This window comes from Arsenicicoccus sp. oral taxon 190 (genome assembly GCF_001189535.1).
Taxonomy (GTDB): Bacteria; Actinomycetota; Actinomycetes; order Actinomycetales; family Dermatophilaceae; genus Arsenicicoccus.
The window spans coordinates 3,157,574-3,179,738 of the sequence record NZ_CP012070.1 but is presented as its reverse complement, the minus strand read 5'-3'; the positions used below and the strand labels follow the sequence as shown (position 1 = coordinate 3,179,738).

Genomic DNA, 22,165 nt, shown 5'->3' with positions numbered 1-22,165 from the left:
GCGCCCTTTGTCACCGTGGGCAGGTGCCGACCGACCCCATCGACGACTTCGCCCAGCACCTGCGGGTGGAACGCGGCCGGTCCGAGCACACGGTGCGCGCCTACGTCGGTGATCTGCGACGCCTGGACGCCTACGCCCGGGGCGAGGGAGCGGGCGGCCTGCTCGACCTCGGGCTGGTGGACCTGCGGTCCTGGCTGGCCGGAGAGGGCGCGGGGGGCGCGGCGCGCGCCACGATGGCGCGCCGGTCCGCCGCCGCGCGCACGTTCTACGCGTGGGCGGCGCGCCGCGGGCTCGTCGCCGAGGATCCCGCGGGACGCCTCGCCTCGCCCCGGCGGGCCTCCACCCTGCCGGGGGTGCTCGACCAGGCTCAGGCCGCCGAGATGCTGGCCGTCGCGGAGAGGTCGACCGACCCGCGTGCGCGAGACAGTGCCGCGAGGGGGACTGCCGCGAGAAAGACTGCCGGTGCAGGGAAGACTGCCGGGTCGGGGGAGAGCCCCGGCGCGGGGGAGAGCGCCAGTGCGGGGAAGACTGCCGGGTCGGGGGAGAGCCCCGGCGCGGGGGAGACTGCCGGCTCGGTGGAAGGCGCGAGCCCGGGGCAGAGCACGGCCCCCGACGGGTCCGGCCCCCCGGACCCGTTGGCGCTGCGGGACGTCGCCATGGTGGAGCTGCTCTACGCCTCGGGGATCCGGGTGAGCGAGCTGGCCGGCCTCGACGTCGACGACCTCGACGCCGCCGCCCGCACCCTGCGCGTGCTCGGCAAGGGCAGAAAGGAACGCACCGTCCCCTACGGTCTGCCGGCCGCCCAGGCCGTCGAGCGTTGGCTGTCGCACGGTCGGCCGCTCCTGGTGGGGGGCGGGAGCGGGCCGGCGCTCTTCCTCGGGCGTCGCGGGCGGCGCGTCGACCCCCGGCAGGTCCGCGAGGTCGTGCACCGCCTCCTCGCGCAGGTGCCGGGGGCGCCCGACCTCGGGCCCCACGGGCTGCGGCACAGCGCGGCCACGCACCTGCTGGACGGTGGGGCCGACCTGCGGGTCGTGCAGGAGCTGCTGGGACACTCCAGCCTCGCGACCACGCAGATCTACACCCACGTCTCGGTCGACCGGCTGCGTCGCGCCTACCGTCAGGCCCATCCCCGCGCCTGACCACCGAGGCATCGCGTGCCGGACGATCCGCTCGTCCGCTCGCCCGGACCCCGCCTGCCCAAGCACTCGAGCTCTCGAGCGCGCGAGCGCCCGCTGGCTCGAGCAGCGGGTCACGGCACTGGCAGCAGCCTCACCACGGACGGGCGCAGCAGCGACATCGGGTCGCGGTAGGTCTCGCCCACCCGGGCGCCCCAGTGCAGGCAACCCCCGTCGCAGTGCGGCGGCCCGGCGACGGTCGCGATCTGCTGGCCGCGGCGGACCCGTTGGCCGACGGCCAGCGCCGAGGTCACGGGCTCGTAGGTGGTGCGCAGGCCGCCGTCGTGGTCCAGCGAGAGCACCGGCCGGCCCGCCACCATCCCGACGAACGCGACCACCCCGTCGTGAGGCGCCACCACGGTCGCGCCCGCCGCGGCCCGCAGGTCGGCTCCCCGATGGCCGGGCGACCAGCGCTCCGACGGCGCCTCGAAGCGGCGCACCAGCACCAGGGGCGCCACCGGCGCGATCCACCCCGTCCGCGGGGCGGGACCGCCACCGTGGGGAGCAGGCGCACGACGGGCGTCCTCGGCAAGGGCGTCCTCGGGCCGTGCGCCAGCAGGCGTGCCAGGGCGGGGCCCGGTGGTGACCGGCCGCAGGCCGACCGACCCCAGCATCTCGCCCGACCCCAGCGCCGCACTGCCGACCGTCGCGGGCTCGTCCCGGGGCACCCCGTGCCCGACGCCTCCTACCAGTGCGGCGGTCAGCGCGAGAGCGAGGGACGAGGTCACGAGGCGGGCGCTCGGCATACCGACCAGCGTGGGGGAGCAGGCACCGCTGCGACGACCCCGCCCCCCCGGGGCTGTGGACGGCGGCGCGGCATCCTGCGCACGAGGTCCGGGACTGTGGACGACGCGCCCGCCAGATGGGTGATCACGGTCACGCGCTGGCCTATCGTGATCGCGCCCCCGATGGATGGAGCCCCCGTGTCCGACCCCGGTGCCGACCTCCCCGAGACCCATCCCTGGAGCCGCCGTCGGCGTGCGCGGTTCGTCCGGACGCTGCTCGTGCTGCTCGCCCTCCTCCTCACGCTGCTGGTCGCCACCCGCTGGTGGGCGGGCCGGGACGACGGCGGAGCCGACAAGGCGGCCACCCCGCGCCCTGCCGCCAGCTCGGCCCCCACCAGCGACACGACCGCCGCCAGCGCCTTGCCCGGGTCCACCTCACGCCCGGCGGCGGCCCCCAGCCCGGGCCTGGACGACGACCACGACGGCACGCGGGGCATCTACGGCGACGTCTCGCCGGACATCCCGCAGAAGGCCAGGGGGACGTTCACCGTGCTGCCGGGTGCCAGCTCGCCCGCCTCCCAGGACGGGCGGGTGGTCCGCTACACGATCGAGGTGGAGGATGGGCTCGGCCTCGACGCCGGGGCCTTCGCCCGGACGGTGAGGGCCACGCTGCTCGACCCGCGCAACGGCTGGCAGGCCCGAGACCACGTGCGGTGGGTCGCGGTCTCGCCGCAGCAGGCGGCCGCGGGCGAGCCCGTGGACATCCGGGTGACCCTGGCCAGCCCGCGCACCGTCGACCAGGGGTGTGCGCCGCTCAACACCAACGGCGTCGTGTCCTGCTTCAACCGGGGCCGGGCCATGCTCAACGCCCAGCGGTGGGTGACCGGGGCCTACACCTACGGCCAGGACCTGCGCAGCTACCGCACCTACCAGATCAACCACGAGGTCGGGCACGGTCTCGGCCACGACCACGTCCCCTGCCCGGCCCCCGGCCGGCGGGCGCCGGTGATGCTGCAGCAGACCAAGACGCTGCAGGGGTGCACCGCGTGGCCCTATCCCTTGGGCGCCTGAGCGACCCCGCCCGTATGCCGCCCCCCACCGGGGTCACCGCCCGGCCTCACCGCCCGGCCTCATCGTGCTAGGCGCCGCGCGGCCTCGCGCAGCACCTCCTCGCGCTTGCAGAACGCGAACCGCACCAGGCCCCGCGCGGCGTTCCGGTCGTCGTGGAAAGCCGCGACCGGCACCCCCGCCACCCCCAGCTCCTCGGGCATGCGACGGCACAGGTCCAGGGCGTCGTCGCTCCCGAGCGGTGAGGCGTCGGCCACCACGAAGTAGGTCCCCTGCGGCACGCTCACCTGCAGCCCGGCGTCGCGCAGCCCCGCCACCAGCAGGTCCCGGCGCGCCTGCAGCCGCGCCGCCAGGCCCCGGTAGGTCTCGTCGGGCAGGGCCAGCGCCGTCGCCACCCCCACCTGGAACGGGCCGGAGTGCGCGAAGGTCAGGAACTGCTTGACCTGCTGTAGGGCGGCCACCGCCGCCGCGGACCCGGTGAGCCACCCGATCTTCCAGCCCGTGGCGGAGAACGTCTTGCCGGCGGAGGAGATCGTGATCGTGCGGTCCGCCATGCCGGGCAGCGTGGCCACGGGCACGTGCGCCACGCCGTCGAAGGTGAGGTGCTCGTAGACCTCGTCGCACACCACCCAGGCGTCGTGCTCGCGCGCCAGGTCGGCGACGAGCTGCAGCTCCTCGCGGGACAGCACCCGCCCGGTGGGGTTGTGGGGGCTGTTGAGGAGCACCACCCTGGTGCGGGGGGAGAAGGCGGCCCGCAGCTCGTCCGGGTCGAGCCGGAAGTCCGGGAACCGCAGCACGCAGGTGCGCCGCACCCCGCCCGCGAGGGCGATGGTCGCGGCGTAGCTGTCGTAGTAGGGCTCCAGCACCACGACCTCGTCGCCCGGCCGCACCAGCGTCAGGATCGTCGTGGCGATCGCCTCGGTGGCGCCGACCGTGACGAGGACCTCGCGGTCGGGGTCGACGTCGAGGTCGTAGAAACGCCGCTGGTGCTCGGCGATCGCCTCGCGCAGGACGGGCAGCCCCGCGCCCGGGGGGTACTGGTTGAGACCCTCGTGGACGGCTCGCGCCGCGGCGTCCAGCATCGCCTCGGGCCCGTCGCTGTCGGGGAACCCCTGCCCGAGGTTGACCGCGTCGTGCTGCTGGCGAGCGCGGTCATCTCCGAGAAGACGGTGGTCCCGAAGGCGGCCAGCGCGGGGTGCTGCGGGTTCGGCATACGGCAGAACGTAGCCGACCACGTGGCCCGGCGAGGATTAGGACCCAGGTGGCGCCCCGGCGTACGATGTGATCACGGGAGACGTAGGTCTCCCGATTTCGCGCGCCTTCTCGCCGGACGACGTCCTCGGACGTCACGCCGGGGCGCACCACAGCAGTCCGACCCGTGGTCGGTGGGGTGCGTAGGCAGGCGCCAGGCACGGCCGCGGCACCCGCCGCGCGTCCGTGGACAACTGACAACGACAGAGAGAAGGACCTCGGCATGGCCGTCGTCACGATGCGCCAGCTCCTCGAGAGCGGCGTCCACTTCGGGCACCAGACCCGGCGCTGGAACCCCAAGATGAAGCGCTTCATCCTCACCGAGCGCAACGGCATCTACATCATCGACCTGCAGCAGTCGCTGACCTACATCAACGACGCGTTCGAGTTCGTCAAGGCCACGGTCGCCCACGGCGGCACCGTGCTCTTCGTCGGCACCAAGAAGCAGGCCCAGGAGCCCGTCGCCGAGCAGGCGACCCGCGTCGGCATGCCCTACGTCAACCACCGCTGGCTGGGTGGCATGCTCACCAACTTCAACACCGTCTCCAAGCGGCTCTCGCGCCTCAAGGAGCTCGAGGAGATCGACTTCGACGACGTGGCCGGCTCGGGCCGCACCAAGAAGGAGCTCCTGGTCCTCAAGCGCGAGAAGGACAAGCTGGAGAAGACCCTCGGCGGCATCCGCAACATGGCCAAGGTCCCCTCGGCCGTGTGGATCGTCGACACCAAGAAGGAGCACCTCGCCGTCGACGAGGCGCGCAAGCTGGGCGTCCCGGTCATCGCGATCCTGGACACCAACTGCGACCCCGACGAGGTCGACTACAAGATCCCCGGCAACGACGACGCCATCCGCTCGGTCACGCTGCTCACGCGCGTGATCGCCGACGCGGTCGCCGAGGGCCTCGTGCAGCGCTCCTCCGGCCGCTCCACCGAGGGCGAAACCGAGGCCGAGCCGCTGGCCGAGTGGGAGCGCGAGCTCTACGCCGAGGCCGCCGCCGCGGAGGCTCCCGCCGCTGCCGAGGCGCCCGCCGCGGACGCGCAGGACGCGCAGCAGACCGAGACCCCGGCGCAGGCCGAGACCCCGGCCGCGCAGGGCACCCAGCCGGCCGACGTGACCGAGCAGGTCGCCGAGCAGCCCGCCGCCGAGCAGGCCTGAGCGCTGCCGCAGTCCCTGACCGGGTCCACCACCACATCGCGTAGAAAGTAGCTATGACACATGGCCAACTACACCGCTGCTGACATCAAGGCGCTCCGGGAGAAGACCGGCGCCGGCATGCTCGACGTCAAGAAGGCCCTCGACGAGGCCGACGGCGACCAGGCCAAGGCCACCGAGATCCTGCGCGTCAAGGGTCTCAAGGGCGTCACCAAGCGCGAGGGCCGCGCGACCTCCAACGGTCTGGTCCGCGCCCACGTCGACGGTGGCGTCGGCACCCTCGTCGAGGTGCTGTGCGAGACCGACTTCGTCGCCAAGGGCGACAAGTTCGGCCAGCTCGCCGACACCGTCCTGCAGGCCGCGGTCGACTCCCAGGCCACCGACGCCGCCTCGCTGCTCGCCCACCAGGTCGACGGCAAGACGGTCCAGGAGCTGCTGGACGAGGCCAACGCCACCATCGGCGAGAAGATCGAGGTCAAGCGGGTCGCCCGCCTCGAGGGCGACAAGGTCACGTCCTACCTGCACAAGACCAGCCCCGACCTGCCCGCGCAGATCGGCGTCCTCCTCGTGACCGAGGGTGGCGACGAGCAGGTGGCGCACGACGTGGCGCTGCACATCGCGGCGTTCGCGCCGTCGGTGCTCTCCCGCGACGAGATCGACGAGGCGACGGTGGCCAACGAGCGCCGCATCGCCGAGGAGACCGCCAAGGAGGAGGGCAAGCCCGAGGCTGCGCTCCCCAAGATCGTCGAGGGTCGCGTCAACGGCTTCTTCAAGGAGATGGTCCTGACCGAGCAGGCCTTCGCCAAGGACGCCAAGAAGACCGTCGGCAAGGTCCTCGACGAGGCCGGCACCAAGGCCACGGCCTTCGCCCGGTTCCGCGTCGGCAGCTGACGATCCCGCTCGCAGGCCTGGTCCACCCCGCGGGGAGGGCCGGGCCTGCGGCGTCCCTGCCGGTCGTCGTAGGCCCATCTGTGACAGACTGTCCGGCGGTCGGCCCACCGGTCGTCCACCCCTGCACGAGGAGACCACGACCGATGACCGACCTCACCGCGCACGCCGACAACCGAGGGTACGAGCGGGTCCTGCTGAAGCTGTCGGGCGAGGTCTTCGGTGGCGGTCGTGTCGGTCTGGACCCGGACGTCGTGCGGGGCATCGCGCACCAGATCGCCCAGGCGGTGCAGTCGGGGGTGCAGGTGTGCGTGGTCATCGGCGGCGGCAACTTCTTCCGCGGCGCCCAGCTGCAGGAGAAGGGCATGGACCGGGCCCGCGCGGACTACATCGGGATGCTCGGCACGGTGATGAACTGCCTGGCGCTGCAGGACTTCCTCGAGAAGGAAGGCGTCGAGACGCGGGTCCAGAGCGCGATCGCCATGACCCAGGTGGCCGAGCCCTACATCCCGCGCCGCGCGATGCGCCACATGGAGAAGGGACGCGTCGTGATCTTCGGCGCGGGCGCCGGGATGCCCTACTTCTCCACCGACACCGTCAGCGCGCAGCGTGCGCTGGAGACCAAGTGCGACGCGGTCCTGATCGCCAAGAACGGCGTCGACGGCGTCTACGATGCCGACCCCAGGACCAACCCGCAGGCCCGCCGCTACGACACCCTCACGTATGCCGAGGCGCTGGCGCAGGGCCTCAAGGTCGTGGACGCGGCGGCGTTCAGCCTCTGCATGGACAACAAGCTGCCGATGATCGTCTTCGGCATGGAGGGCGAGGGCAATGTCGCCGCCGCCGTCCGTGGTGAGAAGATCGGGACGGTCGTCACCGCCTGAGGCCACCGGGCGGTGCCGAGCCCGAGCCGCGGCACCGGCTCCCGCGAGACGTCAGGGCCGGACCCACAGTTTTCGTCAGACCGACCGTTGGAGGACACCATGATCGACGACATCCTGCTCGAGGCCGAGGAGAAGATGGAGAAGGCGATCGACGTCGCCAAGGAGGACTTCGGGGCGATCCGCACCGGCCGCGCCAACCCGGCCCTCTTCCACAAGATCATGGTCGACTACTACGGCGCCCCCACGCCGCTGCAGCAGCTCGCCTCGATCCAGGTGCCCGAGGCCCGCATGGTCCTCATCACCCCCTTCGACAAGACGGCCACCAAGGACGTCGAGAAGGCGCTGCGCCAGTCCAGCCTCGGCCTCAACCCGAGCGAGGACGGCGGCGTGCTGCGCATCAACCTGCCCGAGCTGACGCAGGAGCGGCGCAAGGAGTACATCAAGATCGCCCGCGAGAAGGGCGAGCACGGCAAGGTGTCGATGCGCAACATCCGCCGCCACGCCAAGGACCAGATCGACAAGCTCGTCAAGGACGGCGGCGTCGGCGAGGACGAGGGCACCCGCGCCGAGAAGGAGCTGGAGACCCTCACCAAGAAGTACACCGACCAGGTCGACGTGCTCCTCAAGGGCAAGGAGTCCGAGCTGCTGGAGGTCTGAGACCTCCTGCGGCCGACCCCATGTCGATGCCCGACCTGCCCCCGGCCCTCGAGGGTTCGCGCCTGCACCGCAGGATCCAGCGAGCCCTCGAGGTGGCGCGACGCTCCAAGTCGCCCGGCCGGGCAGGCCGCAACCTGCCGGCCGCCATCGGCGTGGGGGTGGGGCTGGGCGCCGCGATCATCCTGTCGCTGTGGTGGCGCCCGGAGGCCTTCCTCGCCCTGGTGACCGTCGCCATCGTCATCGGGATGTGGGAGATGGTGCAGGCCGTGCGGCACGGCCGCGTGCTCGTCCCGGTGGTGCCGACGATGGTCGGTGGGGTGGTCATGCTGCAGTGCGCGTATGCCGGGGGCCCGCGGGCCCTCACCCTCTCCTTCACCCTCACCGTGGTGGTGGTGGTCGTCTGGCGGGCGTTGCTCGGGATCCGGGACGCGCTGCGGGACGTCGCCGGCGCCACCTTGACGCTGGCCTACGTGCCGCTGTTGGCCAGCTTCTGCATCATGCTGCTCGCCCAGCCCCTCGGTGAGCTGCGCGTCATCACCTTCATCGCCGTCACCGTCTTCTCCGACATCGGCGGCTACGCGGTGGGCGTGCTCAAGGGCAAGCACCCGATGGCGCCGTCCATCTCCCCGAAGAAGTCCTGGGAGGGCTTCGCGGGCTCCCTGGCCACCTGCACGGCGGTCGGTGCGCTGTGCACCAGCTGGCTGCTGGCGGCCCCCTGGTGGACGGGGGTGCTGCTGGGCGCCGGGGCCTGCGTCACGGCCACCGTCGGCGACCTGTGCGAGTCGGTGATCAAGCGGGACCTCGGCATCAAGGACATGGGCCACGTCCTGCCCGGCCACGGCGGCATCATGGACCGCCTGGACTCGCTGCTGCTGACCGCCCCGATGTGCTGGCTCGTGCTCACCTACCTCGTCCCCGCCGGAGCAGCGGGCTGATCGTCGGCCGGTGTGGCGGCGGCCGGGCGCGGCATACGGGACAATGGACGTGATGACCGACTCCCAGCCGACCGACCTGCCCACGCCGACCACCAGGCCCGCGCCGGGGCAGCTGACCTTCACCGCACCCCGCCGGGGCAAGCCGCCGGTGCACCTCGCGGACCTCGCACCCGGCGAGCGCAAGGCCTTCCTCACCGAGCTGGGGCACCAGGGATTCCGCGCCAAGCAGCTGAGCGTCCACTACTTCGACCGGCTGGTCACCGACCCCGACGACATGCCCGACCTGCCCAAGGCGCAGCGGTCCGAGCTGGTCGCGGCGGCGCTCCCGACGCTGCTGACGCCGGTCACCACGCGGGTCGCTGACGACGGCCTCACCCACAAGAAGGTGTGGCGGCTGCACGACGGGGCCCTGGTGGAGTCCGTCGTCATGCGCTACCCGGGGCGGGCGACCATCTGCATCTCGAGCCAGGCCGGGTGCGGCATGAACTGCCCCTTCTGCGCCACCGGGCAGGGCGGGCTGCAGCGCAACATGAGCACCGCCGAGATCGTCGAGCAGGTCGTCAGCGCCGCGCGGTCGCTGCGCAACGGCGAGCTCGGCCCGATGCCCGAGGGCGATGCGGGCCCGCTGCGCGTGTCCAACGTCGTCTTCATGGGGATGGGGGAGGCGCTCGCCAACTACAAGGCGGCGATCGGGGCGATCCGCCGGCTCGTCGACCCGACGCCGGACGGGCTCGGCATGAGCGCCCGCGGCGTCACGATGTCCACGGTCGGCCTGGTGCCCGGGATCGACAAGCTGGCCGCGGAGGGCATCCCCGTCACGCTCGCGCTGTCCCTGCACGCCCCCGACGACGAGCTGCGCGACGAGCTCGTCCCGATCAACACGCGCTGGAAGGTCGACGAGGCGCTCGACGCGGCGCGGCGCTACTTCGAGACCACCGGGCGCCGCGTGTCGATCGAGTACGCCCTGATCAAGGACGTCAACGACCACGCCTGGCGGGCCGAGCTGCTCGCCGACAAGCTCAACGCGCGCGGCTCCGGGTGGGTGCACGTCAACCCGATCCCGCTCAACCCCACGCCGGGGTCGCGCTGGACTGCGTCGCGCAAGGGCGTCGAGCAGCAGTTCGTCGAGCGGCTGCGCGGGCGGGGGATCCCGACGACGGTGCGCGACACCCGCGGTCAGGACATCGACGGGGCCTGCGGTCAGCTCGCCGCCGTCACCGCCTGAGCGCTCAGGGGGCGCGGCGACCCCGGAGCTTCTGGCGCACCCACCGCGCGATCAGGACCACGAAGAAGGCGATCACGGCGTACTGGAACCAGCCCGCCCACTGCTCGATGCGGGCCCACTGCGACCCGAGGGCGTAGCCGCCGAGGATCAGGGCGGCATTCCAGCACAACGACCCCAGGGTCGTGAGCAGGCAGAAGATGCCGAGGGGCATCCGCTCCACGCCCGCCGGGACCGACACCATCGACCGCACCATCGGCACCATCCGGCCGAAGAACGTGACGCGGCGGCCGTGCCGCTCGAACCACTCGAAGCCCTTGTCGATGTCGTGGACGTCGACCAGCGGCACCCTGCGGGCGATGGCGTTGACCCGCTCGCGACCCAGCGCGGCGCCGGCCCAGTAGAGGACCAGCGCGCCGAGCAGCGAGCCGACGGTGCTCCACACGATGGCGTCGGCGAGCGTCATCCCGCCGCGGTAGGCCGTGAACCCCGCGAGCGGCAGGATCAGCTCGCTCGGGATCGGGGGGAAGACGCTGTCGAGCAGGGTGGCCACCATGGCACCGGGGCCGCCGAGGGTCTCCATCAGGTGGACCGCCCACCCGGTGATGCCGCCGTCGGTGCCGGCGGCGGGCAGCTGCGTGGGGAGGGTGAGCGCGCTCAGGGCAGGGTCCTTCCAGGGGGAGCCGGGTCCAGCAGGTCCAACGCCGGTCCTCCCCGGGCGAGTTCCGCCCCGCCGGCGTGGGCGCAGGGTCAGGACGTCCAGAGTGGTCACATCCACGACATCAGGAGCGCTCTCTCGTCGTGGATGCGACCACTCTGGGGGTCTCGCGCAGCAGGTCGGCGACGTCGGCGACGTCGTCCACCAGGTGCAGCCGCCCACCCATCTCGCGCCCGACCCCGAGGGCCTGCAGCAGCGGCCACACCGGCAGCTCCTCGGTCCAGCAGCGCCGGCCCACGAGCACGAGCGGGACGGTGTCCCCGGGGGCGGCGTAGTAGAGGCGGGTCGCCAGCTGGAAGACCTCCTGCACGGTGCCCGCCGCGCCGGGCAGCACGACGACCCCGGCGGTGCAGCGGGCGAGCAGCAGGTCCTCGCGCAGCGCGTTGGAGAAGAACTTGGCGATGGCCTGGGCGAAGACGTTGGGCGGCTCGTGGCCGTAGAACCACGTGGGGATGCCGATGCTCGTCGGGGCCGCCGCCACCGGCCAGCCTGCGCGGGCGGCGAGGGCCACGCCCGCCCAGTCGCTCACCGACGGCACGAAGCCCGGCACGGTGGCCAGCTGCGCCAGCGCGGTCTCCAGGGCCTCACGGCCCGGGCTCGCCGCCCCCAGGTTGGCCGCCTCCATCGCGCCCGGTCCACCGCCGGTGGCGACCACCAGGCCCAGCCCCGCGAGGTCGTGCCCGAGCCGGGCCGCGTCCGCGTAGTCCGCGCTGCCACGACCCACCCCGTGGCCGCCCATGACCCCGACGACCCGACGGCCCTCGAGCAGCTCGTCGAGGGCGTCCTCCATGGAGTCGTCGTGCAGCGACCGCAGGACCGCGACGTAGGGGTCCCCCACCAGGGTGCCGTCCTGGGACCAGGCGTAGGCGAGCGCGTCGGGGGTGCGGTCGTAGCCGTCGGCCAGCCCGGTGTAGAGCTCCTCGGGCGTGTAGAGCCGGGACCGGTAGACGTCGACCGGGGCGTCGTGGACCGCCGGGAAGACCACGGCTCCCGCCCGCACCAGGTGCTGCACGACGTCGACCGAGGCGCGCCCCCCGAGCACCACGAGGCCACGCAGGTCGGAGCGCGCCAGCAGCGCCGGGGCGCACTCCGTCAGGTCGATGCCCTGCAGCCGGGCGCCGTGCAGCGAGTGCCCGCCGTCCAGCAGCGCCCGCAGCGTGGCTGAGTCCTCGATCTCCATGCCGTCATCATGTCCGACCATCCGGGTGATCCCGGGCACCGGGGGACAACCAATGCTGGCCGGTCGGCGTCGTGGGTGATGTAGTTGGCCTTCCCGGCCTGCCCTTTGCGTGTAAAGGATCGTCCCCCCATGCCTCGTCGCTCCGTCCTCGCGACCTCCACCGTCACCGCCGCCCTCGCCCTCGCGATCGGCGTCGCCGCCCCCGCCGCCACGGCGACCCCCGCCCGCCCGGCGAGCACGCAGGTGGCAGCCACCCAGCAGGTCGCCACCCCCGCGGCCGCGGCCCGTCGCGGCTCGTTCGTCCACCAGATCTACGTCGCCGTCGCTGCGGACAAGCAGCTGCGCGGCTGGAAGCAGTCCGAGTGGCGCGTCCAGCGCATCTCGGTCTCCACCAGCGGCACCTGGGCCCGCGCGACGGTCCACCCCACCAAGGGCCGGACCGACGACGCCACCGTCCTGCTGCACAAGGTCAAGGGGACCTGGCGCAGCGTCGACTTCGGCACCGCCCAGGTCGGCTGCGGGGTCGCCCCCGCGGCGGTGCTGCGCCAGCTGCGACTCGGCGGCTGCTGAGCAGGCTCCCGGCATACCTCCCGGCTCACCTCGACCCACGGTCGAGGTGAGCCGGTCCGCGTATGACGCCCGCCCCGCAGCCGCACAACCGCTCGTCGCGGAGCAGCGACCTGTCGTCGGGGCCACATCGCGTCCCCCTGGATCGGGAGGCGGGTCGGGGGTTGGATGGGGTCATGAGCACGGGTGCCTACGCAGCGGCGTACGAGTCGAGCAAGCAGGACCCCGAGGCCTTCTGGGCCGCGGCGGCCAAGGACATCGACTGGATCACCGCGCCCACGCGGGTCCTGGACGACAGCAGGGCGCCGTTCTACACGTGGTTCCCGGACGGTCGGCTCAACGTCTGCTACAACGCGCTGGACCGCCACGTGGTGCACGGCCGCGCCGACCAGGCGGCCCTGCACTACGACAGCCCCGTCACCGGCGCCCGGGCCACGTACACCTACGCGGAGCTGCTCGAGCTCGTCGCGCGCTTCGCCGGCGTCCTGCGCGACCTCGGCGTCACCAAGGGCGACCGCGTGGTGATCTACATGCCGATGGTCCCGGAGGCCGTCGTGGCGATGCTCGCCTGCGCCCGCATCGGCGCCATCCACTCGGTGGTGTTCGGCGGGTTCGCGCCGCAAGAGCTCGCCGCCCGGATCGACGACGCGGCGCCCAAGGTCGTGGTCAGCGCCAGCTGCGGCGTCGAGCCCAAGCGGGTCGTCGCCTACAAGCCGTACCTCGACGAGGCGATCCGCCGCGCCGACCACAAGCCCGAGCGGTGCGTCATCCTGCAGCGCGAGCAGCAGCGCGCCGAGATGGGGGAGCGGGACCTGGACTGGGCCGAGGTCATGCGCCCCGGCGTGGTACAGCCGGCCGAGTGCGTGCCGGTCGAGTCCTCCCACCCGCTCTACATCCTCTACACCTCCGGCACCACGGGGAAGCCCAAGGGGATCGTGCGGGACAGCGGCGGCTACGCCGTGGCGCTGCGCTGGTCGATGCCCAACCTCTACGGCATCGAGGCGGGCGACACGATGTTCACGGCCTCCGACGTCGGCTGGGTGGTCGGGCACTCCTACATCGTCTACGCCCCGCTGCTGACGGGGGCGACCACGATCGTCTACGAGGGCAAGCCGATCGGCACGCCCGACGCGGGCGCCTTCTGGCGGGTCGTGCAGGACTACGGCGTGTCCTCGCTCTTCACGGCGCCGACGGCGTTCCGGGCGATCAAGAAGGAGGACCCGGAGGCCAGGCTGTTCGCCGACTACGACACCTCCAGCCTGCGCACGATCTACCTCGCCGGTGAGCGCCTGGACCCCGACACCTACGAGTGGGCGACCGAGCGCACCGGACGCCCGGTGGTCGACAACTGGTGGCAGACCGAGACCGGCTGGCCGATCGCCTGCAACCCGCGCGGGATCGAGGAGCTGCCGATCAAGCCGGGGTCCCCGTCGACGGCCGTCTGCGGGTACGACGTGCGGGTCCTCGACGACCAGGGCAACGAGGTCCCCGCCGGCACGGAGGGCGCCATCGTCATCGCGCTGCCCATGCCGCCCGGGACCCTGCCGACGCTGTGGCAGGACGACGACCGCTACGTCTCGAGCTACCTGTCCGCCTACGACGGCTACTACCTCACCGGCGACGGCGGCTACATCGACGAGGACGGCTACGTCTACGTCATGGGCCGCACCGACGACGTGCTCAACGTGGCTGGGCACCGGCTGTCCACCGGCTCCATCGAGGCCGCCCTGGCGGGTCACCCGGCGGTCGCGGAGTGCGCGGTCATCGGCGTCGCCGACTCCTTCAAGGGCCAGGTGCCTCGCGGGCTGGTCATGCTGAAGTCGGGCGTGGACGTCTCGGCACCCGGCGCGGAGGAGCAGCTGCGCAAGGAGCTGGTCCAGCGGGTCCGCGAGGAGGTGGGCGCGGTGGCCGCCCTGCACCGCGTGGACATCGTCGACGGCCTGCCCAAGACGCGCTCGGGCAAGATCCTGCGCAAGACCATGCGCCAGATCGCCGACGGCCAGGAGGCGCAGGTGCCCTCCACCATCGAGGACCGCAGCGTGCTGGACTCCCTGACGGCGGTGCTGCAGCGCCAGGACTGAGGGCACCTCCCGACGCTGGTAGCGTTGGCCAGCGTCGTCTCGAGCCCGGCTCCCTCCCCGGGCCCATGCCGGAGGTCCTTTATTGAGCGCTCGCTCCCGTGCGGCCCGCGTCGCCAGCAGCACCCACCCCCTGCCCAGCCGTCGCCTCACGCGACGGGGTCTGCTGGGATCGGCCGCCGGGGCAGCCCTGCTGGCCGCCTGCGCCCCGCCGGCGCCGCCGACCGCCGCCCGCACCACGCGCGCGCTCCCGGCGGACCGCTCGGCCACGGAACGACGGGTGGCCTTCGCCAGCTGGACGCAGTACCTCGACCAGGACGAGCGGACCAAGAGGTTCCCGACGCTCGACGAGTTCGTGCGGGCCACCGGGATCCAGGTGAGCTACACCGAGGAGATCGACGACAACGACCTCTACGTCAACAAGATCGCGCCGCAGCTGCGCGCCGGGCAGGACATCGGGCGTGACCTGATCGTCCTGTCGGACTGGATGGTCAACCGGGTCATCGCCCAGGAGCTCGTGCAGCCGTTGGAGCTGATCCGGATGCCGCACGCCGGCAACCTGCGGCCCGAGCTCATGGACGCACCCTTCGACCCCGGCCGGCACTACTCGCTGCCGTGGCAGTCCGGGCTGACCGGGATCGGCTACGACGCGAGCCGGGTGAAGCCGATCCGGACCATCGCGGACCTGTGGCGACCCGACCTCAAGGGCAAGGTCGTCGCCCTGTCGGAGTGGCGGGACACCCTGGGGGTGATCCTGCGCAGCCAGGGCGTCGACCCGGCCGGCGCCTTCACCCGCGACCAGGTCGCGGCGGCGGTGGAGGTCGTCGACCGGCAGCTGCGCTCGGGCCAGATCCGCCGGATCCGGGGCAACTCCTACGCGCAGGACCTGCAGAGCGGCAACGCCCTCGCCGGCCTGGTGTGGAGCGGGGACATCGCGACGCTGCGGGCCGAGACGGGCAACGAGCACTGGACCTTCGTCATGCCGGAGTCCGGCGGGATGCTCTGGAGCGACAACGCCGTCGTCCCGATCACGTCGCCGCACCGCCGCAACGCCCAGCGGCTGCTCGACTGGTACTACCAGCCGCAGATCGCCGCCCGGGTCGCCGCCTGGGTGAGCTACATCTGCCCGGTCGCCGGGGCGCAGCAGGCGATGGAGAAGGTGGACCCCGGGCTGGTCGAGGACCCGCTGATCTTCCCCACCGCGGACTTCCTGGCCCGGCAGACCAGCGTCTTCCGGGCCCTGGACCCGCAGGAGGAGGCGGACTACGCCGCGATGTGGACCAAGGTGGTGGGCCAGTGATGCGGTGGCGCGGACGGGGCCGGGAGCTCCCGGCCGGGGGCGCTCCGGACGAGCCCACGGGTGACCTGCGGCTGGAGCACGTGACCCGCCGCTTCGGGCGGCACACGGCCGTCGACGACCTGTCGCTGGTCGTGCCCCAGGGCTCCTTCTTCGCCCTCGTCGGGCCGTCCGGCTGCGGCAAGTCCACGACGCTGCGGATGGTCGCCGGGCTCGAGCGACCCGACCGTGGACGGGTGTGGCTGGGGGAGCGGGACGTCACCGCGCTGCGCCCGCACCAGCGGCCGGTCAACACGGTCTTCCAGAGCTACGCGCTCTTCCCTCACCTGAGCGTCGGCGACAACGTCGCCTTCGGCCCCCGGCGGCGGGGGCTGCCGCGCGACGTGGTGCGCGAGCAGGTCCAGGACGCGCTGGCCCTGGTCGAGCTGTCCGGTATGGCGGACCGCCGCCCGGCCCAGCTCTCCGGCGGTCAGCAGCAGCGGGTCGCGGTGGCGCGAGCCCTGGTCAACCGGCCCGAGGTGCTGCTGCTGGACGAGCCGCTCGGGGCGCTCGACCTGCGGCTCCGCCGGCAGATGCAGGTCGAGCTCAAGCGGATCCAGGCCGAGACCGGCATCACCTTCGTGCACGTCACGCACGACCAGGAGGAGGCCATGAGCATGGCCGACACGGTCGCCGTCATGCGCGACGGGCGGATCGAGCAGCACGGGGCGCCGGCCGACCTCTACGACCTGCCGCGGACCAGCTTCGTGGCCAACTTCCTCGGGCAGTCCAACCTGGTGCCCGCCACCGTCGCCGGCCACGAGGGCGACCTGGTGGTCCTCGAGGTGGCGGGGCAGCGCGTGCGGGTGCTGCGCTCCCGCGTCGCCGGCACCGGGGCGGGCCGCGTGCTGCTCGGGGTGCGCCCGGAGAAGGTCCGGGTCGTCCCGGACGGCGACAAGGTCCGCAGGAAGTCCGTCGCCAACGTCCTCGGCCGGGCCGTCGTGCGCGACGTCGCCTTCACCGGGGTCGCGACGCAGTACCTCCTCGACGTCCCCGGCGCCGGGTCCTGGACCGTCTACGAGCAGAACGTCGACGTGGAGACCGCCGCCCGGCCCGGTGACCTCGTGACCCTCGCGTGGGACCTGCGGCACACCTTCACCCTCGCTGGCGACGACGACCCGCTCGCCGGGCTGGACGACGACCTCGCCGCCCTCGGCGACGCTGCGGCGGACCATGACAAGGAGCACGTCCCGGAGCCCGGCGCGGACCCCGCCGGGTCCACCCGGGTGGCGGCGGTCTCGCGCGACGGCGGGGACCCGGCGTCGTGAGCAGGCGGACGGCATACCTGCTGGCCCTCCCCGGGGTGCTCTGGCTCGTGCTCTTCTTCGTGCTGCCGCTCGTGCAGCTGGCGTCGGTGAGCCTGCAGTCGGACTACCCCGGCTACCCGGGCTACTACTACCGCGACGTCAACATCGGCAACTACGGGCACGCGCTCACCGGCTTCGGTGCCCAGATCGGGCGCTCCTTCCTCTACGCCGCGCTCGCCACCGTCGCCTGCCTGGTGCTGGCTTTCCCGCTCGCCTGGACCATGGTCTTCCGGGCCGGGCGCTGGCGCGGGCTGCTGATGGTGCTGGCCGTCGCGCCCTTCTTCACGTCGTTCATCCTGCGCACCGTGGCGTGGCGGCAGATCCTCGCCGACGACGCGCCCCTGGCGTCCACGCTCCGGGCGCTGCACCTGCTGCCCGGTGGCCACCTGACCGAGACCGCGGGTGCCGTGGTGCTGGGGCTGACCTACACCTTCCTGCCCTTCATGCTGCTGCCGGTCTACGCCTCGCTGGAGCGCGTGGACCCGGCGCTGGTCGCCGCCGGCGCCGACCTCTACGCCACCCCCTGGCAGACCTTCCGCGCGGTCACCGTGCCGCTCGCCATGCCCGGCGTCCTCGCTGGCACCCTGCTGACCTTCATCCCGGCCGCCGGGGACTACGTCAACGCCGACCTGCTCGGCTCCGACCGCGGCACCTCGATGGTGGGCAACGCCATCGACGCGCAGTTCTTCCGGGTCATCGGCGGCTACCCCACCGCGGCCGCGCTGTCCTTCACGCTGATGGTGGCGATCCTGCTGCTGGCGACGGCCTACGTCCGCCGCTACGGCACCGACGAGCTCGTCCGATGAGACGGTGGCTGGCCGACCACCTGGTCCCGATCGTCGCGGGCCTGGTGCTGGCCTACCTCTTCGTGCCGATCGCCTACGTGGTGGTGTTCTCGTTCAACACCTACACGCGCTCCAACGTCGCCTGGTCCGGCCGACCCACCCTCGACCACTGGCGCCGCCCGTGCGCCGCGCCCGGGGTGTGCGAGGCGCTCGGCACGTCCCTGCAGGTGGGGCTGGCCGCCACGGTCGTCGCGACGGTCCTCGGCACCATGCTCGCCCTCGCGCTGGCGCGCAGCAGGTTCCGCGGGCGCGGGTTCGTCGACCTGCTCGTGCTGCTGCCGATGGCCACGCCGGAGGTCGTCCTGGGAGCGTCGCTGCTGACGATCTTCGTGCAGGGCTTCGCCCGCCTCGGGCTGGAGCTGGGCTGGTGGACCATCGTGCTGTCACACGTGATGTTTGCGCTGAGCTTCGTGGTGGTGACGGTGCGGGCGCGGCTGCAGTCGCTGGACCCGCGGCTGGAGGAGGCGGCGGCCGACCTCTACGCCGGACCGCAGGCGACCTTCTGGCGGGTCACGCTGCCCGCGATCCTGCCCGGCGTGGTCGGTGCCGCTCTGCTGTCCTTCGCCCTGAGCTTCGACGACGTCATCATCACGAGCTTCGTGTCGGGCGAGGTGCAGACCTTCCCGACTTACGTCTACGCGGCCTACCTGCGCGGCATCCCCGCCGAGGCCAACGTCATCGGGGTGATCATGCTGCTCGTGGCCGTGACCTGCGCCGTCGCCGCCCGGCTGCTCGGGGGGCGGTCGTCGCTCACCGGTCGGTGACCGGCCCCTCGCGCGGGGGTGACGGGATACGGCCCGGGTGCGCGGGGTAGTCGCACCCGCATGACCGACAACAGCACCCCCACCCTCACCGACGAGCAGCGCGACCAGATCCGCAACGGTGCGTTCGGCGCGATCGCGCTGGTCTCCAAGGCCGACCCCGGCTTCCTGGCGATGTTCAAGGAGTCGATGGCCGGGTCCAAGACCCTGGCCTCGGCCCCCGCGGACGTCCGCGAGCTGCTCGCCGGCCAGGGTCTGCCCACCCCGCCCAGCGGGTCGCCGGAGGAGGTCGAGAGCGCCGTGCTGCGGGACCTGGCCGGTGGTTATGCCGCGCTGCGCAGCACCGCCCCCGGGCAGGCGCAGGGCTACCGTGACGTCGTGCTCGCCGCGTGCGACCAGGTGGCCCAGGCGTCGGGCGGCGTCGCGCCGACCGAGCAGGCCGTCATCGAAAAGATCCGCGGGGCGCTCACCGACCAGCCGCAGGCCTGACGGCCAGGCACGAGCGCTCAGGCGCGGGGGCTGGTCCCCGCCGCGGCGTGCGCCGCCGCCACCCGGCGCTCCCGCTCGCGGCGCAGGTTGTCCTTCGGGTCGTTGTCGGGGTCGAGCTGGGCCGGCCCGAAGACGCTCACCCCGATGTAGCGGATCCGCCACATGATCCGGTAGCCGAGGCTGAGTCCGGTGCGGTCCTTGGCCATGCTGGTCCTCCCCGTGGTCACGATGGCGTCGGCCACCGTGACCATCCTAGTCGCGCCGCCCCATCGGTAGGGTGGTGGGGTGAGTCACACCTCGTATGCCGCGAGCCCCCCGCCCGATCACCGCACGGTCGCGCTGCTGGGGTCGACCGGGTCCATCGGGACCCAGGCGATCGACGTGATCAGCCGCAACCCGGACCGGTTCACCGTCACCGCGCTGTCCGCCGGCGGCGGCAGGCTCGAGCAGCTGGCCGAGCAGGTGGCCCTGCTGCGCCCCCAGCTGGTCGGGATGGCCTCGGGCTCCCGGGAGGACCTGCGGCGCGCGATCACGGCGGCCTGCGAGCGGGTGGGCGCGGCGCCATACGAGCCGCGTGTCGTCGTGGGCGAGGGGGCGAGCGAGGAGGTCGCCGCGCACGGCGCCGACGTCGTCCTCAACGGCATCACCGGGTCGATCGGGCTGCGGCCGACGCTGGCCGCGCTCGAGGCGGGCAGCACCCTCGCGCTCGCCAACAAGGAGAGCCTCATCGTCGGCGGCCCCATCGTGACCCGCGCCGCGCGGCCCGGCCAGATCGTGCCCGTCGACTCCGAGCACTCCGCGATCGCCCAGTGCCTGCGCGGCGGTCGGGCCGAGGAGGTGCGGCGGCTGGTCGTCACGGCGAGCGGCGGGCCGTTCCGGGGGCGCTCGCGCGACGAGCTGACCGCCGTGACGCCCGAGCAGGCGCTGGCCCACCCCACCTGGGACATGGGCCGCGTCGTGACGACCAACTCCGCGACCCTGGTCAACAAGGGCCTGGAGGTCATCGAGGCGCACCTGCTCTTCGGGATCGGCTTCGACCGGATCGAGGTGGTGGTGCACCCGACCTCCGACGTGCACTCGATGGTGGAGTTCACCGACGGGTCGACCCTGATGCAGGCCGGCCCGCCCACCATGCTGATCCCCATCGCTCTCGGCCTCGCCTGGCCCGACCGGGTGCCGGACGCGGCACCCGCCTACGACTGGAGCCGGCCCCGGAGCTTCGAGTTCTTCCCGCTGGACCGCGAGGCCTTCCGCGCGGTCCCGCTCGCCTACCGGGTGGGTGAGGCGGGCGGCACCTACCCGGCCGTCTACAACGCCGCCAACGAGGAGTGCGTCGAGGCCTTCCACGAGCGGCGCATCGGCTTCCTCGACATCGTGGACACGGTGGAGCGGGTGGTCGACGAGCACCACGCCGGGGGAGAGGCGGCGGGCAACGTCGGGAACACCGCAGGAGACCTGGACGTTCCCGCTGTGCTGCGTGCCGAGGACTGGGCGCGCCGCCGGGCCCGGGAGATCCTGGGGCTCGCCCTCCAGGACGTCCCCTCCGGCAAGGAGCGCCCATGACCGTGCTCATGACGATCCTCGGCATCCTCGTCGTGGTGATCGGCATCGGTGCCTCGATCGCGCTGCACGAGATCGGGCACCTCGTGCCCGCCAAGCTCTTCGGCGTCAAGGCGCCGCAGTACATGATCGGCTTCGGCCCGACCCTGTGGTCGCGGCGGTTCGGGGAGACGGAGTACGGCCTCAAGGCCATCCCCCTCGGCGGCTACGTCAAGATGATCGGGATGTTCCCGCCCAAGCGGGCCGGGGAGGACGAGCACCACCTCCGGCCCTCCGGGACCGGCCGCTGGGCCGCCATGATCGACGACGCGCGCGAGCAGTCGATGGAGGAGGTCCGTCCCGGCGACGAGCACCGCGTCTTCTACCGGCTCAAGACCTGGCAGAAGCTGGTCGTCATGCTCGGCGGGCCGGTCATGAACCTCGTCATCGCCACCGTCCTGATCGGCGGCGTGATGATGGGCTACGGCATGGCCGTCGACAAGGGCGCCCGCGTCGCCGCGGTGCAGCAGTGCGTCCGCCCCGCCGGCGCCGACACCACAGCGCCCTGCACCAGCGCCGACCCGCTCACCCCCGCCGCCAAGGCCGGGCTGGAGCCGGGTGACCGGCTCGTCTCGATCGGGGGGCAGTCGATCAGCCGGCTCGCCGACGTGTCCGGCGCGATCCGCCCCCACGCGGGCCAGGCGATCCCCGTGGTGGTCGAGCGCGGCGGCGCTCGGCAGAGCCTCACCCTGACCCCGATCACCAGCACGCTGCCCCGCCTCGGCGCGGACGGTCAGCCGCTCACCGGCGCCGACGGCAAGCCCCTCACCGAGCAGACCGGCTTCGCCGGGATGTCGTCCGCGCCGATCACCGCGATCGAGCGGCAGCCGATCACCGCGGTCCCGGGCACCGTGGGCCGCGCCGTCACCCAGACGGCCGGGGTGCTGGTGCAGATCCCGCAGAAGATGGTGGGGATCGCCAAGGCCGCCTTCGGCTCGGGGGAGCGCGACCCCAACGGCCCGATCTCCGTCGTCGGCGTCGGCCGGATCGGCGGTGAGGTCGCGAGCGGGCAGGTCCACGGCTTCGAGAGCTCCGGCGCCCGCGTCATCACGCTGCTGATGCTGATCGCCTCGCTCAACGTGGCGCTCTTCGTCTTCAACCTGATCCCGCTGATGCCCCTGGACGGCGGTCACGTCGCCGGCGCGCTGTGGGAGGGGCTGCGTCGTCAGGTGGCCAAGGTCGCGGGGCGTCCCGACCCGGGCTACGTCGACGTCGCCAAGGGGCTGCCCATCGCCTACGCCATGTCGGTGGTGCTCATCGTCATGGGTGGCCTGCTGATCTATGCCGACATCGTGCGACCCGTCAAGCTCGGCTGAGTGAGGGATACTGA

General features: G+C 72.9%; 21 protein-coding genes and 1 pseudogene. 17 read left to right on the top strand and 5 right to left on the bottom strand.

The window, feature by feature from the left end:
* The first annotated feature begins 23 nt into the window (after nt 1-23).
* Nucleotides 24-1,139 (top strand): tyrosine recombinase XerC, encoded by a 1,116-nt coding sequence (locus ADJ73_RS14805; protein ID WP_301280699.1) that lies wholly within the window; start codon nt 24-26, stop codon nt 1,137-1,139.
* 110 nt (nt 1,140-1,249) lie between these two features.
* On the opposite strand, the gene ADJ73_RS14800 is transcribed toward ADJ73_RS14805, so the two are convergent.
* Nucleotides 1,250-1,921, bottom strand: coding sequence for a murein hydrolase activator EnvC family protein (locus ADJ73_RS14800; protein ID WP_216593649.1), 672 nt, complete (start codon nt 1,919-1,921; stop codon nt 1,250-1,252).
* A 162-nt stretch (nt 1,922-2,083) separates the two neighbouring features.
* Between ADJ73_RS14800 and ADJ73_RS17220 the strand changes: the two genes are divergently transcribed.
* Nucleotides 2,084-2,971: a DUF3152 domain-containing protein gene (locus tag ADJ73_RS17220; RefSeq protein WP_082177189.1), complete on the top strand. Its 888-nt coding sequence runs from the start codon at nt 2,084-2,086 to the stop codon at nt 2,969-2,971.
* 59 nt (nt 2,972-3,030) lie between these two features.
* On the opposite strand, the pseudogene ADJ73_RS14790 reads toward ADJ73_RS17220, so the two are convergent.
* Nucleotides 3,031-4,181, bottom strand: a pseudogene (locus ADJ73_RS14790) (pyridoxal phosphate-dependent aminotransferase).
* Between the two features lie 261 nt (nt 4,182-4,442).
* On the opposite strand from ADJ73_RS14790, the gene rpsB reads away from it, so the two are divergent.
* From rpsB to rlmN, 6 genes are all read left to right on the top strand, one after another.
* Nucleotides 4,443-5,372 carry a 30S ribosomal protein S2 gene (gene rpsB, locus ADJ73_RS14785; protein ID WP_050348901.1) on the top strand — a complete coding sequence of 310 codons (930 nt, stop codon included), beginning with the start codon at nt 4,443-4,445 and terminating at the stop codon, nt 5,370-5,372.
* A 60-nt stretch (nt 5,373-5,432) separates the two neighbouring features.
* A complete protein-coding gene (gene tsf, locus ADJ73_RS14780) occupies nt 5,433-6,260 on the top strand; it encodes a translation elongation factor Ts (RefSeq protein ID WP_050348900.1) in 828 nt (275 codons plus the stop codon).
* A 143-nt stretch (nt 6,261-6,403) separates the two neighbouring features.
* Nucleotides 6,404-7,141, top strand: a complete 738-nt coding sequence (pyrH, locus tag ADJ73_RS14775; RefSeq protein ID WP_050348899.1) for a UMP kinase — start codon at nt 6,404-6,406, stop codon at nt 7,139-7,141.
* A gap of 99 nt (nt 7,142-7,240) precedes the next feature.
* Complete coding sequence (frr, locus tag ADJ73_RS14770; RefSeq protein ID WP_050348898.1) at nt 7,241-7,798, top strand: ribosome recycling factor; 558 nt, start codon at nt 7,241-7,243, stop codon at nt 7,796-7,798.
* A gap of 26 nt (nt 7,799-7,824) precedes the next feature.
* Nucleotides 7,825-8,733, top strand: coding sequence for a phosphatidate cytidylyltransferase (locus ADJ73_RS14765; RefSeq protein ID WP_082177188.1), 909 nt, complete (start codon nt 7,825-7,827; stop codon nt 8,731-8,733).
* Nucleotides 8,734-8,785: 52 nt separating this feature from the next.
* The gene (rlmN, locus tag ADJ73_RS14760; RefSeq protein ID WP_050349498.1) at nt 8,786-9,958 is read left to right on the top strand and encodes a 23S rRNA (adenine(2503)-C(2))-methyltransferase RlmN; all 1,173 of its coding nucleotides are present in this window, start codon (nt 8,786-8,788) and stop codon (nt 9,956-9,958) included.
* Nucleotides 9,959-9,962: 4 nt separating this feature from the next.
* Here the strand turns inward: rlmN and ADJ73_RS14755 are convergent, their stop codons facing one another.
* Nucleotides 9,963-10,733, bottom strand: a complete 771-nt coding sequence (locus ADJ73_RS14755; RefSeq protein ID WP_253272598.1) for a DedA family protein — start codon at nt 10,731-10,733, stop codon at nt 9,963-9,965.
* Nucleotides 10,734-10,737: 4 nt separating this feature from the next.
* Nucleotides 10,738-11,853, bottom strand: coding sequence for an LOG family protein (locus ADJ73_RS14750; RefSeq protein ID WP_050348897.1), 1,116 nt, complete (start codon nt 11,851-11,853; stop codon nt 10,738-10,740).
* Nucleotides 11,854-11,982: 129 nt separating this feature from the next.
* Here ADJ73_RS14750 and ADJ73_RS14745 point away from each other — a divergent pair, with 129 nt between their 5' ends.
* The 7 genes from ADJ73_RS14745 (at nt 11,983) to ADJ73_RS14715 (ending at nt 19,236) form a co-directional block, all read left to right on the top strand.
* Complete coding sequence (locus ADJ73_RS14745) at nt 11,983-12,423, top strand: hypothetical protein (protein ID WP_050348896.1); 441 nt, start codon at nt 11,983-11,985, stop codon at nt 12,421-12,423.
* A 173-nt stretch (nt 12,424-12,596) separates the two neighbouring features.
* On the top strand, nt 12,597-14,501 hold the full coding sequence (locus ADJ73_RS14740; RefSeq protein WP_050348895.1) for a propionyl-CoA synthetase: 1,905 nt from the start codon (nt 12,597-12,599) through the stop codon (nt 14,499-14,501).
* Nucleotides 14,502-14,583: 82 nt separating this feature from the next.
* A complete protein-coding gene (locus ADJ73_RS14735) occupies nt 14,584-15,798 on the top strand; it encodes a polyamine ABC transporter substrate-binding protein (protein WP_050348894.1) in 1,215 nt (404 codons plus the stop codon).
* On the top strand, nt 15,798-17,102 hold the full coding sequence (locus ADJ73_RS14730) for an ABC transporter ATP-binding protein (protein WP_082177187.1): 1,305 nt from the start codon (nt 15,798-15,800) through the stop codon (nt 17,100-17,102). The genes ADJ73_RS14735 and ADJ73_RS14730 overlap by 1 nt, the downstream gene beginning before the upstream one ends.
* Entirely contained in the window at nt 17,099-17,947 is an 849-nt protein-coding gene (locus tag ADJ73_RS14725; RefSeq protein WP_050348893.1) for an ABC transporter permease, read from the top strand. Before ADJ73_RS14730 ends, ADJ73_RS14725 begins: the two co-directional genes overlap by 4 nt.
* Entirely contained in the window at nt 17,944-18,750 is an 807-nt protein-coding gene (locus ADJ73_RS14720) for an ABC transporter permease (protein WP_050348892.1), read from the top strand. Before ADJ73_RS14725 ends, ADJ73_RS14720 begins: the two co-directional genes overlap by 4 nt.
* Nucleotides 18,751-18,810: 60 nt before the next feature.
* Nucleotides 18,811-19,236: a hypothetical protein gene (locus ADJ73_RS14715; protein ID WP_050348891.1), complete on the top strand. Its 426-nt coding sequence runs from the start codon at nt 18,811-18,813 to the stop codon at nt 19,234-19,236.
* 17 nt (nt 19,237-19,253) lie between these two features.
* On the opposite strand, the gene ADJ73_RS14710 is transcribed toward ADJ73_RS14715, so the two are convergent.
* Nucleotides 19,254-19,478, bottom strand: coding sequence for a hypothetical protein (locus tag ADJ73_RS14710; protein WP_253272597.1), 225 nt, complete (start codon nt 19,476-19,478; stop codon nt 19,254-19,256).
* A gap of 43 nt (nt 19,479-19,521) precedes the next feature.
* Here ADJ73_RS14710 and dxr point away from each other — a divergent pair, with 43 nt between their 5' ends.
* Both dxr and ADJ73_RS14700 read left to right on the top strand, forming a co-directional pair.
* Nucleotides 19,522-20,799 (top strand): 1-deoxy-D-xylulose-5-phosphate reductoisomerase, encoded by a 1,278-nt coding sequence (gene dxr, locus ADJ73_RS14705; RefSeq protein WP_050348890.1) that lies wholly within the window; start codon nt 19,522-19,524, stop codon nt 20,797-20,799.
* Nucleotides 20,796-22,151: a M50 family metallopeptidase gene (locus tag ADJ73_RS14700; RefSeq protein ID WP_050348889.1), complete on the top strand. Its 1,356-nt coding sequence runs from the start codon at nt 20,796-20,798 to the stop codon at nt 22,149-22,151. Before dxr ends, ADJ73_RS14700 begins: the two co-directional genes overlap by 4 nt.
* The last annotated feature ends 14 nt before the right edge of the window (nt 22,152-22,165 follow it).

Excerpts from the sequence above, each read along its gene's own strand:
- pyrH (WP_050348899.1), top strand. The coding sequence starts at position 6,404 with ATGACCGACCTCACCGCGCACGCCGACAACCGAGGGTACGAGCGGGTC.
- ADJ73_RS14750 (WP_050348897.1), bottom strand. The coding sequence starts at position 11,853 with ATGGAGATCGAGGACTCAGCCACGCTGCGGGCGCTGCTGGACGGCGGG.
- frr (WP_050348898.1), top strand. The coding sequence starts at position 7,241 with ATGATCGACGACATCCTGCTCGAGGCCGAGGAGAAGATGGAGAAGGCG.
- ADJ73_RS14720 (WP_050348892.1), top strand. The coding sequence starts at position 17,944 with ATGAGACGGTGGCTGGCCGACCACCTGGTCCCGATCGTCGCGGGCCTG.
- rpsB (WP_050348901.1), top strand. The coding sequence starts at position 4,443 with ATGGCCGTCGTCACGATGCGCCAGCTCCTCGAGAGCGGCGTCCACTTC.
- ADJ73_RS14730 (WP_082177187.1), top strand. The coding sequence starts at position 15,798 with ATGCGGTGGCGCGGACGGGGCCGGGAGCTCCCGGCCGGGGGCGCTCCG.
- ADJ73_RS17220 (WP_082177189.1), top strand. The coding sequence starts at position 2,084 with ATGGATGGAGCCCCCGTGTCCGACCCCGGTGCCGACCTCCCCGAGACC.
- ADJ73_RS14745 (WP_050348896.1), top strand. The coding sequence starts at position 11,983 with ATGCCTCGTCGCTCCGTCCTCGCGACCTCCACCGTCACCGCCGCCCTC.
- tsf (WP_050348900.1), top strand. The coding sequence starts at position 5,433 with ATGGCCAACTACACCGCTGCTGACATCAAGGCGCTCCGGGAGAAGACC.
- ADJ73_RS14715 (WP_050348891.1), top strand. The coding sequence starts at position 18,811 with ATGACCGACAACAGCACCCCCACCCTCACCGACGAGCAGCGCGACCAG.
- ADJ73_RS14740 (WP_050348895.1), top strand. The coding sequence starts at position 12,597 with ATGAGCACGGGTGCCTACGCAGCGGCGTACGAGTCGAGCAAGCAGGAC.
- ADJ73_RS14700 (WP_050348889.1), top strand. The coding sequence starts at position 20,796 with ATGACCGTGCTCATGACGATCCTCGGCATCCTCGTCGTGGTGATCGGC.
- ADJ73_RS14800 (WP_216593649.1), bottom strand. The coding sequence starts at position 1,921 with ATGCCGAGCGCCCGCCTCGTGACCTCGTCCCTCGCTCTCGCGCTGACC.
- ADJ73_RS14765 (WP_082177188.1), top strand. The coding sequence starts at position 7,825 with ATGCCCGACCTGCCCCCGGCCCTCGAGGGTTCGCGCCTGCACCGCAGG.
- rlmN (WP_050349498.1), top strand. The coding sequence starts at position 8,786 with ATGACCGACTCCCAGCCGACCGACCTGCCCACGCCGACCACCAGGCCC.